This is a genomic window from Mesorhizobium sp. M1406, from assembly GCF_040317555.1.
Lineage (GTDB): Bacteria > Pseudomonadota > Alphaproteobacteria > Rhizobiales > Rhizobiaceae > Mesorhizobium.
The window spans coordinates 74,554-86,767 of sequence record NZ_JAMYKW010000003.1 but is presented as its reverse complement, the minus strand read 5'-3'; the positions used below and the strand labels follow the sequence as shown (position 1 = coordinate 86,767).

The following is a 12,214-nucleotide window of genomic DNA, read 5'->3' as shown; positions in this document are numbered from 1 at the left end:
CAGGGATGGGCAATACGTTCATTGGGATGGCTTCCTTGCAGGTCCGACAGCCGGGTTCCCCGGCAGCGTCGATTTCGAGGGAAACAGCCAGGCGATCGCGCCCGTGGCGATAGCCGAGCAGAAGATGAACAGGTGCAGCGCCAGGGCCGCCTGCAGGCCGCTCTTCATCGCGATTCCGGAGGTGAGCAGCGCCGCCGCCGCACCCGCTTCATAGGTGCCGAAGCCGGCGACGCCTTGCACGGGCAATATGGCGGCGCCTTCGGCTCCGACGACGCCGGGAAAGGCGGTGGTGAAAGATGTCCCCAATATCAGCGCCAGCAGCCATCCCTGCACGGTGAGCTTCAGCGACCAGTTGGCGATCGTCCACCACCAGCCGTAGCGGGAGCGCCCGGTCGCCTCGGTGAAGGTGTCGCGAAGCAGGCCGAGCTTGGCCACGATCCTGCCGCGCCCGGCCCAGTCATGCGGCGCGCGCGCCCAGCGCGGCAGGTACCAGGCCGCGGCGATCAAGGCGGCCACGCCAGCAATCCTTATCGCCGGATGCAGGCCGGGCCACACCGCCAGGGCCAGCACGCCGACGACGAAGGCATCCTGCAGCCTGAACCACAGCAGCGAGGCGCTGGCACGCATGATCGGTACGCCGAAGACCTGGCGCAGGAGGAGCGGAAAGGCTGTCTCGCCGCCACGGAAAGGGACGACGTTGATCATCGCATTGTGGATCAGGATAATGCGCAGGCAGGCGCCGAAGCGGCCATGCACTTCGTCGCGGAACTCGTCGCAGACGCGCAGCGCACGCAAGACATAGGTGACGAAAAACGCGATCGTCGCCACCGCGAACGTGCCGGGCGTGATGCGGTCGAAGGCGTCGCCGACCATGCGCCAGCGCGAGTCGCTGGCCAGCCAGGCCAGCAGGGCCAACGTCACGACTATCGAGATTGCCCGTTTCAACCAATTCTCCGCCGGTTTTCACCGCCGAGTTCCAGCGGCGGCATCGCGTGGCGCCCGAATATCCCTGGCGTCATCGGGGATCGGTTTGCCTGGCCCACCGCCTTGCCCGCCTTCCGCGGGCGAATGCGGGGCCGCTGACACGTCGGGACCATATCCTGTCCGAGGCCCGCGGCCCCAGACTGTCGCGGCTCTCATGGACGGGTGATCCTATAGACCAGCAAATCATCCGAATCCACAAGCTTGGTTGCGGTCTTGTCCAGATAGTCGATGACCCCGTCATGATGCTCGACGAACAACCGGTCCTGTTTGTCGGCTGCGTTCTTGGCCGTGCCGAACAGGTCCGCGCCTTGCGCGCGCAACTCCTCGAGCTGCGCGATCGCGGTAGCGTCGTCGGCGACGAATTTCGACCATTCGACATCGCCTCCGCCAGGCGGGAACACCCAGCCGCGCGCCCTGCTGTAGTAGACGGCGACGGGATCGCCGGCCTCGGGCGCGATAGCGACGACGAGGTCGCCCGGGCGCGCCAACCGCGCCAATTCCTCGCCAAGCAGCTTGCCTTTCATGGCGATCGGCGTCTTCATTGTCCTGACGAGGGGAAAGGTCGACCACACGAGTGCGATGGCCGCGATGCAGATCGAGCGCAGTACGACCGCCGGCGACAGAACGGTTCCCGATGCAAGCGCTGCCAGGAGAAGCGCGCCGCGGCCGCAGAACATCGCGAACGGCACATGGAAAATGTGGTAGTTCCAGGGATTGCTGGTGATCTCGCGCGCCGCCGCCAGGTAGACGGCCATGGCCGCGGCCAGCCAAACATAGGGAATGGCCGAAAGGGTGCGTCGCCTCGGGTCTTCGGCGGGTCTGGGCGGCATCCAGAAGCCGATCGCGATCAGCACCATGAACGGATAGCCGTAGAACCACCAGACCGACGTGTTCCATACGGATTTGAAGTAGAAGCTGTTCCTGAAGAATGTCCAGAAGCCGGAATCCCAGATATAGCCGCTGCCGGCGACATGAAACGGCGGATAGCTGCGGCCGAGATAGATCGCCCAGCTGAAATAGGCGCCGATGATGGCCAGGCTCAAAAGCCCCGACAGGAAGACCCTGGTCGCCTGCTTCCACTTCTTCTCCAGCATCCAGCAGACCATCAGGTAGAAGATGACGGCGCCGGCGGCGAGGCCTGGCGGCTTCGACAGCACGCCGAGCGAGAAGCTGGCCGTGGCGAGCGGCAACAGCCAGCCGCTGCCGCCGGCCCAGTATTTCGCGAAAAGCCAGACGCCGAGCGTCACCAGGGCCAGCATCGAGGGGTCGGGAAGAAACGAGCTGTCGATCATGATCGCCGCCGGCATCAGCGCGTAGGCAAGTGCCGCGGCGTGGGCGTGCGTCTCGCCCCAGAACAGCGCCGTTAGTCTGTGTAGCGAAAACACCGTCACCAGACCGAAGAAGGCCGCAACCATGCGGCCGAACCAGTCGTGCCAGCCGAAGAGTTGGTAGAGCAGGGCGGTCAGATAGCTGACGATCTGGAACTCGCGGCCCTGATAACTTGGCCCGGGCCCGGTCCAGCTGACCTCGGGGAAGAAGATGTTCCAGCTGTGCTGCTGGAAATTGTCGGCCATCATTGCCGTGCTCGTCTCGCGCCAGCTGAAGGCGTCGACCAGCGGCAAGGTTATGTTGTGGAACCTGAACACGACCGCAATGAACAGGATCCCCAGCAAGATCGCCGTGTTGGGGCTCAGGTAGTCGCGAGCAGCCGTATCCGAGCCGGCCGACTGCCGCAGGTATTGCTGAACTTCGGCCTGATCCAATTCCGGGTCGTCCGTCATTTGAAACCGCGTCCTCTCTGATGTCCGCGGATTTTGTTTTTGCGCGCGATTGTCAAAGGTGCGGCAGTATACGACGCAATCCCTAATTTTGACGACAGCGGCTATGCGTGTCTCGAATAGTTGTTGTCGTCGGCTTCGCGAACGTTGACATCGCGGTTCTCGCGGCTGTTAAATAGTTCGCATGGCTGTCGCGCCGATAGCGCCGCCGTGGGTCAAGCAGACATGCGAATGCCAATTGTGCAGATAGCTCCGACCAGATCGCCGCCGCCTTGTGTCGACCGTCGGCGACACAAGGAACGTCGTCGGTTCGCAAGTTGCGCGCAGCTACTGTTTCTCCTGGCCCTCTTCGGCCAGACGGCCCTTTCGGGAACGGCGCACGCGGCTGCCGCCAAGGACAGCGCACCCGCGCAAGCGAATAGCGCAACTGTTCCGACAGCCTACGAACTGCAGCTTCTATATGCCGACCGCACATGGGTATGGAAGAACGGAGCGGCCTATTTCGCGCAGGGCGATCGGCACCTCAAGGCCTGGACATCCGGGCAGGACACGGCATCTGTCGCGGAGGGCAGATGGCTGGTGACCAGCGGCGGCAAGATGTGCATGGAGCTCGCCTGGCGGTCGAAGGGCTACACCGGCAAGCAGCATCGCACCTGCTACAGCCACCGGATCCAGGGCGGGAACATCGAGAAACGCAAGGATCCGGATGGGGAATGGTACAGTTTTAGGCGATCGCCCGAGGGTCTTTCCGACGAAGACCGGAAGTTCGAAACAGGCGACACGAAGGGCGCGCGGTTCGAAGAGGCGCGCAAGCTGGTCGATTCCAAGAATTAGGCCGTGTCCAGCCGCGCTGAGACACGGCCGGACCCGCCCCGGAGGCTCCCCCAGTCTTGATCCCTGGTGGTACCGTTCAGCATGGCCGGCAAGAGCCATGACGCCAATGACTCTCGCAACCCGCTTCCGACCCATCCAGACGGCTCATGCCGGAGTGCCTGTCAAGGAACTGGCGAATCGCTTATGGTGAAGCATCACGCGGTTCGGCGGGTGCGGTCGGCACGCCGACCGCCGCTTGATATCATTCAATCGTATATGACAGAACGACAAGATGGTGGGGCCTACCATACGGTTTTGATGAAATTTAATAATTAGTGATGTCTAATGTTCAGGTGTGATGTGCGAAGGGTCACTCATACGGCGTGAAAGCGGCGAAGGCATAGGTATGTCGCGACGCGCCCTTGGATTACACTTGATAGCAAGGGACAAATGATGAACAATTCGGCAATGGGCGCATTTCGCCCAAGCAAAAATATCGTATCTATTGTTACGGCTGCAGTGATGAGCTTTATGGTTGCAGGTTGCCAGGGGATGGATGCGACCGAAACCAATTCGGTTCTCATCAAGCCTGTGGTCCATGCGGTCCGCAGCGAGCCCGCGGTCCAGCCGGTCCAAGCTGGATACTTCGTACGTTCGCTCAGAGCCGAGCCTCAGATCCTGATGACCAGCACAGTTCGAACGACCGAAAGAGATTACGCCTTTGCATCGCCGCAGCGGACCAAAGTCCGCACGCCGGCGCCGGTGAAGGTCTCTTTCAATCCGGGCAGTGGCGGCAGGTTCCTGAGCGGTTCGCCTTATATCTGCAGCCCTAGCGGGTTTGGCCAACGCGCGAGCTGCCGCCCCCGCTATCTCTGATCTACCGAGCCGCGGCCGAAGCTGCCGCCTTGATCGGTGGCAGCTTCATCGGCTTTGTCTCCAGCCCAAAAAATGGGGCAGCCGTTCTGACGATCGTGTCGATGTCGGAGAGCTCCGGCACGAAGCCGAGATGTTCGCGTGCGCTTCCCGGATCGGCGTAAAGCTCCGCCGGATCTCCCGGGCGCCGGTTCCTGAAGACGGCCGGGACGGATCTTGACGTCATACGGCCGACCGCCTGGACAATCTCCTTGATGGATACGCCCCGCCCTGTGCCGAGGTTGACCGCCAGGCTTTGTCCGCCGCCCTCGAGATAAATAAGGGCCTTCAGATGGGCGCGGGCCAGATCGCTGACGTGGATATAATCGCGTACGCAGGTGCCGTCCGACGTGTCGTAGTCCGTGCCGAAAACCTCGATCTCGTCGATGATGCCTGATGCGGCCATGAGCACTCTGGGAACAAGGTGCGTTTCCGGCGAATGCCACTCACCAAGTTCGCCGTCGGGATCGGCGCCGCAAGCGTTGAAATAGCGCAGGATCACGAATTTCATTCCGTATGCGGACGCATAGTCGGAGATGATCTGTTCGCCCATCAGCTTGGTGCGCCCGTAAGGGCTGATCGGATTTTGCGCGGAGGTCTCGCGAACGGGCAACGCTTCCGGCACGCCGTAGGTTGCGCAGCTGCTGGAGAAGATGATGTTCTCGATTGAGTTCGCACGCGCCGCATCGAGCACCGCGATGGTGCCTGTCACGTTGGTCGAATAGTATTCGGCCGGCTGGTGAACGGATTCTCCGACATAGGCCAGCGCCGCAAAGTGGATGACCGCCGTCGGTTGATATGTCTTCATCGCGGCCCGCAGCGCGGTCTGGCTGCGGATGTCGCCGACGACAAGCGGACCCCAGGCGACGGATTTCTCGTTGCCGCGGCTCAGATTGTCGAAAACCACCGGCAAATAGCCGGCGGCGGCCAGCAGCTTGCAGGTGTGGCTGCCGATGAAGCCGGCCCCACCTGTCACCAGGATTGCCGCACGGGTCATGAAGCCGTGGCTCCTTTGGCCAGCTGGCTTCCGTAAAGCAGGGTATCAAAATACTCGACGGTACGTGCGAGCCCCTGGCGCAGGCCGACTTTCGGCTCCCAGCCGAGATTGGCCCTGGCAAAGGAAATGTCCGGCTTGCGCTGTCTGGGATCGTCGATCGGCAGTGGCCGATGCACGATCTTCGATTGGGAGTTGGTGTAATCAATGACCAGTGTCGCCAATTCCATGATGGTGAATTCGCTGGGGTTGCCGAGGTTGACCGGGTGCGTGGGCGCACTCGGCGTATTCATCAGCCGGACAAAGCCCTCGATCAGGTCATCGGCATAGCAGAACGAACGGGTCTGCAGGCCGTGGCCATAGACGGTCAGGTCTTTGCCCTGCAGCGCCTGGACGATGAAGTTCGAAACCACGCGCCCGTCATCGGGCTGCATGCGGCGGCCGTAGGTGTTGAAAATGCGCGCGACGCGGATATCGAGGCCATACGTTCTCGAATAGTCGAAGAACAGGGTTTCGGCCGAGCGCTTGCCTTCGTCGTAGCAGGACCGCGGTCCGTGCGTATTGACGTTGCCGAAGTAGCTCTCGGGCTGTGGGTGCACAAAGGGGTCGCCATAGACTTCGGAGGTCGAGGCCTGGAATATCTTGGCGTTGTTCTGGCGCGCGAGTTCCAGAAGGTTCAGCGAGCCAAGCACGCTCGTCTTGAAGGTATGGATCGGATCTGCCTGGTAGTGCGGCGGAGAGGCTGGGCAGGCGAGATTGTAGATCTCATCGAACTGAAGACCCGAAGGCAGTGTATCGACGATATCGTGCTCGATACACATGAATCTCGGGTTACGCAGAAGGGTATTGAGATTGTATCTCTTGCCGGTGTGGAAATTGTCCAGCGCGACGACGTCGTATCCGTCCCGCAAAAGGCGTTCGCATAAATGCGATCCTAGAAATCCAGCACCTCCGGCGACCAGGGCGCGGCTTCGTTTTTGGTTGGCGCCCCTTTGGCTGCCGGATTCCAGTTTCAGAACCTTGATGAGTTTACTCATGCTTTCCCCGCACGCATCGCACACGCTATCGCCCCGCCGGACAAAGCATTGCCCAGCCACTTCAATGAGAACGCGGCAAACCTCCGCATCAGCGGAATCGCCATCACTGATGTGCTTTAATTGTTCTTTGGGGTTCGCGAAGCTGGTGCCGCTACACGATCTATGTGCCGCCGCTCAGCATTCTCCGTGCCCCGAAATCGCGATCACACGTCTGGTGCCATCATCGTCGATTGCTCGCCCAAATTGCACATCCCAACGCATCAAAAATATACCTGTGGAAATTATAGTCAACTAAATTAGCAACTCCTTAATCATATCTGTTTACGAATGGTTAATCATAAAGCCCATGTCGGCTTCTCCAAGCCGAGCCATAGGCGTCCAAGGACGATTCTCTTTGTGAATCAGCGTATTGGCTCGACCATCGCAAATTAGATGGTCGGACGAGGCATGCTCGTTTTAAGGCCGACTCAGAGCTTGGCAGCGAGGGATTCCAAAAAAGAACCGGTGAGACAATCTTCGGCGCGCGCCCGAGCCAGTGGTCCCATCTTGCCAGAAAGTGTCCACGCGCATTCATTTCATTGGAGAATGCCGGTCATTATCGCAATTGCGTTTGAGCGCATAGGTAGAACCTTGTCTGCCTTGTTGTGCGGCCATGCCGCCGATCTGGTTGCTGCCCCGTGTGATCCGCTTCTGGGGTCTTCTCGGTCGCCCGCTCCAGCGGCCGGAAAGCCGCGGCATCTGGCCATCGCCTTTTGATCGTCGGGGCGCTATTGGCAAGGTCACGATAGCCTGTGGTGATGTGAATGCGCTTTCTGTTTGTCCTGATCCTGCTCGCCGGCACCGGCATCGGTGTCATCTATCCCTGGGCGATGAGCAATTTCTCCGGTCATGAGATCGGCACCTGGCGGGTCTATGAGCAGGGCCGCTTCAAGCCGCGGACGGTGCCGCTCGGCAGCCGCGACGCGCCGGTGCGGGTGCTGGTCGACCTGACCGCAAGAGCCGAACGCATCGTCTCGCAGCAGCGCACCGTGCTGACGCTGACCGCCGCCAGCAGTGGCCGCACGGTGCTCGCCTCGACGCTCCAGTTCAACCATTCCGACAATCCGCGCCAGGCCAGCCCCCAGCTGCCAGACAAGATCTTTCGCGACGAGGCCGGCGTGATCGAGACCATCAGCCCAGGCCCTTATATCTTCACCGTTGGACCGGGTGATGCCGACGACATACCGATGCGAGCGGTCGATCTCATTTTGCGCTCCGGTGTCGGCGAGATCGACAGCCGTGCGCGGCCGATCGGCTTCTCGCTGGTGGCGGTCGGCTTGATCGGGTTTTTGCTGACTTTGCGCACTCGCGGCGGCCGGCCGGAAAATCCGAACTCGCAGCCGCCACCGCCGCGCTGGGGCAGGGGCTGATGCAAGTCGCCCAAAGTGTGCAGCGGTTTTGGGACAACGACATGCATAACGGCACCGAACCATGAACTACCGCCATGCCTATCACGCCGGGAATTTTGCCGACGTCGTCAAGCATGTCGTGCTGACGCGATTGCTCGAGTATCTGAAGCAGAAGGACAAGGCGTTTCGGGTCATCGACACCCATGCCGGCATCGGCCGCTACGATCTGTCGTCGGTCGAAGCGCAGAGGACCGGTGAGTGGCAAGGCGGCATCGGCAGGCTGATCGATGCCCCGTTTGCCGCACCGGTGGCGGCACTGCTTGCGCCTTATCTGGAGACGGTGCGGTCGCTCAACCCCGAGGGTGGCATCCAGAAATATCCGGGATCGCCGCTGATCGTGCGTCACCTCATGCGCAAGCAGGACCGGCTGACGGCGATCGAGCTTCACCCCAAGGATGTCGCGAAGCTGAGGACGCTCTTTGCCGGTGATTTCCAGGCCCGGATCATCGAACTCGATGGCTGGCTGGCGCTCGGCGCGCATCTGCCGCCGAAGGAAAAGCGCGGCCTGGTTCTCATCGACCCGCCCTTCGAGGAGGCGGGTGAGTTCGAGCGCCTCGTTGACGGGCTCATGAGGGCGCACAAGCGGTGGCCCGGCGGCATCTATGCGCTGTGGTATCCGGTCAAGGACCGCAAGGCGATCATCGCCTTCCGCAAGGCGCTGAAGCAATCCGGCATCCCGAAGCTGCTCGACATTGAATTCGAGATCAGGCCGGCCACTTCGGAGCCCAGCCTCGACGGCAGCGGCCTGCTGGTGGTCAACCCGCCTTTCACGCTGGAGGGCGAACTGCGGACGCTGCTGCCGGCTTTGCATAGACTGCTCGCCGTGGGAAAGCCGGCGCACTGGTCGCTGGAATGGCTGGCAGGCGAGCAGGCTTGACGGTGAAGGGCTTCAGATCTCGCCATTCGGCGCCAGGCGCGAAAATGCCCGCGTTCCGGCAGGGTTGGGAAGGCGGGCTCCTTAACAACCCGGGCTCGCGCTAATCCGGCCTTGGCCAACGCGGTTTCAACTGGGAAACCATTGTTTCCGCAACCGCTTGACCGCCGCCAAGCGAATCCGCACAGTGCGCGCAATCGACCTTGAGAGGCTGTCATGACTCGCTTCGCCAAATCCGCACTTACTGTCCTGATTTCGCTCTGCACACCGCTGGCCGCGCCTCTCGGTGTCACCCAGGCCGTGCAGGCGGCCGACCTTGGCGTCTATTCCGACGACGATGGCGGCATCTGCGGCGAAGCCTGGGTGCTGAACAAGATCACCAGCCGCTTCTCCTACCAGGTGCACCACGTGCCTCATCTGCCGGATGTGCGGATCACCGATTTCCAGCGCATCCACCAGCACCGCTATCTGCCGGCCAACGATACCTGGCCGATCGGTCGCCGCTACTGCGGCGCCACCGTCAGTCTCTCCGACGGCCGTGACCGCACCATCTGGTATCTGATCGAGGAAGGCCAGGGTTTCGCCTCGATCGGCGACAATGTCGAATTCTGCGTCTCGGGCTTCGACCGCTGGATGGTTTACAACGGCCGCTGCCGCGTCCTGCGCTGAACGCGGCGCTTTCTGTCTCCAATCACTTTTCGCGCCCGCGGCCCGATCGGCCGCGGGCGTTTTTCCGTGCTGTGTTGACAGAAGATGCGATCCGCCGCATAGCTATGAGACAGACCTGTCTCATCACTGGTAAGCGTCATGACGTCATCGCCTGCTTCCGACAAACGCCAGCACGTCATTGAAACCGCCTACGCGCTGTTCAAGCGCGCCGGCTTTCACGCCACTGGCATCGACCGGATCATCGCCGAAGCCGAGGTGGCCAAGATGACGATGTATCGGCACTTCCCGAGCAAGGACGAGTTGATCGTCGAGGTGCTCGACTACCGCGCCATGCGTTTCGACCGCCAGCTCGACCGGCTCGCCAAGGAGGGCATCACGCCAGAGCAGAAAATCGGAAAAATCTTCAGCTGGCATGAACGTTGGTTCCGCAGCCCGGATTTTCATGGTTGCCTGTTTGCACATGCGCTGGCCGAGTTCGGCGATCCGAGGCATCCGGTATTCAAGGCTGCCGCCAGGCAGAAGAACGGCCTCAAGCGGCGCATGCAGTCGATCCTCGAAGGGGTGATGCCGCGCGGCCGCGCCGAGAGTGTGGCGGCGGCACTGCTGATGCTGATCGAAGGTGCGACCTTGCTGGCGCAGATGGGGCAGGCGGACACCGCCATTCGCGACGCCCGCAAGGCGGCCCTGGGCATCATCGCTGCTTCGCGCAGGCCGCAATGAGCCCATTGGTCATCGGGCTCGCGCTGTTTGCCGCGATCCTGCACGCGACCTGGAACGCCTTTCTGCGAACCGGGACCGACAGGTTGTGGACCGTCACCGTCATGAGCCTTTCCAGCACGGCGCTTGCCATTCCCTTCGCCGTCTTCAACGCCCTTCCGGCCGCGCCGGCCTGGTTCTATATCGTGCTCTCGGCCTGCCTGCAGGTCGGCTATAGCGTGTTTCTGGTGGCCGCCTACAGATATGGCGAGCTGGGACAGGTCTATCCGATCGTTCGCGGCAGCGTGCCGCTGCTTGTCACGCTCGGCGGATTTTTCCTGGCCAGCCAGCAGCTCACCATGCCGCAAACAGCCGGCGTCGCGCTGATCGCCGGCGGCATAATGTGTCTTTCACTCGGAAGGGGCAGGGCCGCCACGACATCGATCCTTTATGCGCTGGCAACGGGCGCGATCATCGCCGCCTATGCGACAGTCGATGCGATCGGCGTTCGCGCGGCGGGAAATGCCGGCGCCTATACCGCCTGGGTCCTGCTGATCTACGGCGCCTTGCTATCGGCGACCTTCGTCGCCTGCCGTGGCCGCCTTACTGTCGACCCGCGGGCACCGGAAACCTGGAAGGCGCTGGGCGGCGGCCTGTTCGCACTTCTGGCCTATGGCGTCGTGGTCGCGGCCTTCGCGCTCGGGCCGGCCGGCCCGATCACCGCGATCCGCGAAACCAGCGTCGTCTTCGCGGCCTTCATCGGGCGCCTGTTCCTCGGCGAGATGCTGACGCCGCGGCGGGTCGGCGCCTGTGCCATTGTCGCGCTCGGCGCCATCTGTCTTGGCTATCAGCCGTGAGGAAAATCCGCATCGCGACGATCCTGAATTTTCCTGATGTCGCCGACAGGCAAACTGGCTAATCAGAACGCCCGGGAGCAACAGTCGCTTTCGGGGTCTTAATGGACCTTGCCACCATCCTTGCTTTCGCTACTGCCTTCTTCGTCTTCGCTGCCAGCCCCGGACCGGACAACATGACAATCGTCGCGCGCACCATCTCCAGCGGCGCCGTCTCGGGTATCGCCTATGGTGCACGCACGGTGGTTGGCGTTCTCATCTTCCTGATCCTCGCCGCCTTTGGCCTGTCGATCATCGCGGCCAAGATGGCGATCGTCATGACGGTGCTTGGTTAAGGAGGAGCGGCTTATCTGATCTGGATGGGCATCAGGCTGTGGACCGCCGTGCCCGTCGTGCGGAACTGCAACCCGTCTCCGGACGACACGGGCTGCTGACGATTTTTGCCACCGGCATCGCGCTCAATCTTGCCAATCCGAAAATGCCGCTGTTCTACGTGGCACCGCTGCCCAACGTGGTCGGCGCATCGATCAACGGGGATCGTCTCGGTGTGCTGATAATAATAGTCCTGGCCGTCGAGGTCGTGGTGATCGGCGGCCATGCCATCCTCGCCGGTCGCGCCCGCTCCTTGCGCACGCCGAAGATCGTGCGCCGGGTGAATCGCGCGGTGGGTGTGACGATCGGTGCCGGCGTCGCCGTTGTCGCCAAGCGTTGAGATACGTGCGATCGCCACGCTATCTTCTGCGCGGCGCTGCCTCGGCCCGATCGAGAATTTTGCGCAGGAACGCGGCGTGGCCGCGGAACGCGCGTCGTCCGCTCGTCGTCGCCCTGATGCGCGTTTGCGGCCGGCGCCCGACGAACAGTTTTTCGATATCGACATAGCCGGCCCTGGCCAGCGTATCGAGATGCGCGCCGAGATTGCCGTCGGTGACGTCCATGATGGCCTTCAACTGGCTGAAGTCCAGCGTTTCTCGCCTTTCCAGCATATTCAGGGCGGCCATGATCCTGAGCCGAGTGCTCTGGTGGATGATTTCGTCGGCACTCATCGGTCAGCTTCGATGCGGCGTCGCCGGAGACCTCCAACGACGCTGCCGCCATGAGGCGCCGTCTCGGCAATCTCGAACAGTGACACCGCCGCTCGCTCCTGCGTGATCGACA

12 protein-coding genes and 1 pseudogene are annotated in these 12,214 nt (G+C 62.1%); 8 read left to right on the top strand and 5 right to left on the bottom strand.

Annotated features, from left to right (window positions below; all coding sequences use genetic code 11):
* Window positions 1-18: 18 nt before the first annotated feature.
* Window positions 19-945 (bottom strand): lysylphosphatidylglycerol synthase domain-containing protein, encoded by a 927-nt coding sequence (locus tag NKH03_RS04415; protein WP_352868119.1) that lies wholly within the window; start codon window positions 943-945, stop codon window positions 19-21.
* A 191-nt stretch (window positions 946-1,136) separates the two neighbouring features.
* Window positions 1,137-2,765: an ArnT family glycosyltransferase gene (locus NKH03_RS04410; protein WP_352967284.1), complete on the bottom strand. Its 1,629-nt coding sequence runs from the start codon at window positions 2,763-2,765 to the stop codon at window positions 1,137-1,139.
* Between the two features lie 228 nt (window positions 2,766-2,993).
* On the opposite strand from NKH03_RS04410, the gene NKH03_RS04405 reads away from it, so the two are divergent.
* On the top strand, window positions 2,994-3,596 hold the full coding sequence (locus NKH03_RS04405) for a DUF995 domain-containing protein (RefSeq protein ID WP_352868115.1): 603 nt from the start codon (window positions 2,994-2,996) through the stop codon (window positions 3,594-3,596).
* A 429-nt stretch (window positions 3,597-4,025) separates the two neighbouring features.
* On the top strand, window positions 4,026-4,451 hold the full coding sequence (locus NKH03_RS04400; protein WP_352967283.1) for a hypothetical protein: 426 nt from the start codon (window positions 4,026-4,028) through the stop codon (window positions 4,449-4,451).
* Window position 4,452: 1 nt separating this feature from the next.
* On the opposite strand, the gene galE is transcribed toward NKH03_RS04400, so the two are convergent.
* A complete protein-coding gene (galE, locus tag NKH03_RS04395; protein WP_352967282.1) occupies window positions 4,453-5,484 on the bottom strand; it encodes a UDP-glucose 4-epimerase GalE in 1,032 nt (343 codons plus the stop codon).
* Window positions 5,481-6,518, bottom strand: coding sequence for a UDP-glucuronic acid decarboxylase family protein (locus tag NKH03_RS04390; RefSeq protein WP_352967475.1), 1,038 nt, complete (start codon window positions 6,516-6,518; stop codon window positions 5,481-5,483). The genes galE and NKH03_RS04390 overlap by 4 nt, the downstream gene beginning before the upstream one ends.
* A gap of 803 nt (window positions 6,519-7,321) precedes the next feature.
* Here NKH03_RS04390 and NKH03_RS04385 point away from each other — a divergent pair.
* From NKH03_RS04385 to NKH03_RS04360, 6 genes and pseudogenes are all read left to right on the top strand, one after another.
* Entirely contained in the window at window positions 7,322-7,927 is a 606-nt protein-coding gene (locus NKH03_RS04385; protein ID WP_352868107.1) for a hypothetical protein, read from the top strand.
* Window positions 7,928-7,988: 61 nt separating this feature from the next.
* Window positions 7,989-8,843, top strand: coding sequence for a 23S rRNA (adenine(2030)-N(6))-methyltransferase RlmJ (locus NKH03_RS04380; protein WP_352967281.1), 855 nt, complete (start codon window positions 7,989-7,991; stop codon window positions 8,841-8,843).
* Window positions 8,844-9,056: 213 nt separating this feature from the next.
* The gene (locus tag NKH03_RS04375) at window positions 9,057-9,509 is read left to right on the top strand and encodes a hypothetical protein (protein WP_352967280.1); all 453 of its coding nucleotides are present in this window, start codon (window positions 9,057-9,059) and stop codon (window positions 9,507-9,509) included.
* Window positions 9,510-9,647: 138 nt separating this feature from the next.
* Window positions 9,648-10,229 (top strand): TetR/AcrR family transcriptional regulator, encoded by a 582-nt coding sequence (locus tag NKH03_RS04370; RefSeq protein WP_352967278.1) that lies wholly within the window; start codon window positions 9,648-9,650, stop codon window positions 10,227-10,229.
* Window positions 10,226-11,062: an EamA family transporter gene (locus NKH03_RS04365; protein WP_352967276.1), complete on the top strand. Its 837-nt coding sequence runs from the start codon at window positions 10,226-10,228 to the stop codon at window positions 11,060-11,062. Before NKH03_RS04370 ends, NKH03_RS04365 begins: the two co-directional genes overlap by 4 nt.
* 101 nt (window positions 11,063-11,163) lie before the next feature.
* Window positions 11,164-11,771 (top strand): annotated as a pseudogene (locus NKH03_RS04360) (LysE family translocator).
* A 19-nt stretch (window positions 11,772-11,790) separates the two neighbouring features.
* Here the strand turns inward: NKH03_RS04360 and NKH03_RS04355 are convergent.
* Window positions 11,791-12,102, bottom strand: coding sequence for a transcriptional regulator (locus tag NKH03_RS04355; protein ID WP_352967274.1), 312 nt, complete (start codon window positions 12,100-12,102; stop codon window positions 11,791-11,793).
* Window positions 12,103-12,214 lie beyond the last annotated feature (112 nt).

Bases quoted from the DNA above. Each gene is read 5' to 3' on its own strand.
- NKH03_RS04410 (WP_352967284.1), bottom strand. From the start codon at position 2,765: ATGACGGACGACCCGGAATTGGATCAGGCCGAAGTTCAGCAATACCTG.
- NKH03_RS04405 (WP_352868115.1), top strand. From the start codon at position 2,994: ATGCCAATTGTGCAGATAGCTCCGACCAGATCGCCGCCGCCTTGTGTC.
- NKH03_RS04400 (WP_352967283.1), top strand. From the start codon at position 4,026: ATGATGAACAATTCGGCAATGGGCGCATTTCGCCCAAGCAAAAATATC.
- galE (WP_352967282.1), bottom strand. From the start codon at position 5,484: ATGACCCGTGCGGCAATCCTGGTGACAGGTGGGGCCGGCTTCATCGGC.
- NKH03_RS04390 (WP_352967475.1), bottom strand. From the start codon at position 6,518: ATGAGTAAACTCATCAAGGTTCTGAAACTGGAATCCGGCAGCCAAAGG.
- NKH03_RS04385 (WP_352868107.1), top strand. From the start codon at position 7,322: ATGCGCTTTCTGTTTGTCCTGATCCTGCTCGCCGGCACCGGCATCGGT.
- NKH03_RS04380 (WP_352967281.1), top strand. From the start codon at position 7,989: ATGAACTACCGCCATGCCTATCACGCCGGGAATTTTGCCGACGTCGTC.
- NKH03_RS04375 (WP_352967280.1), top strand. From the start codon at position 9,057: ATGACTCGCTTCGCCAAATCCGCACTTACTGTCCTGATTTCGCTCTGC.
- NKH03_RS04370 (WP_352967278.1), top strand. From the start codon at position 9,648: ATGACGTCATCGCCTGCTTCCGACAAACGCCAGCACGTCATTGAAACC.
- NKH03_RS04365 (WP_352967276.1), top strand. From the start codon at position 10,226: ATGAGCCCATTGGTCATCGGGCTCGCGCTGTTTGCCGCGATCCTGCAC.
- NKH03_RS04355 (WP_352967274.1), bottom strand. From the start codon at position 12,102: ATGAGTGCCGACGAAATCATCCACCAGAGCACTCGGCTCAGGATCATG.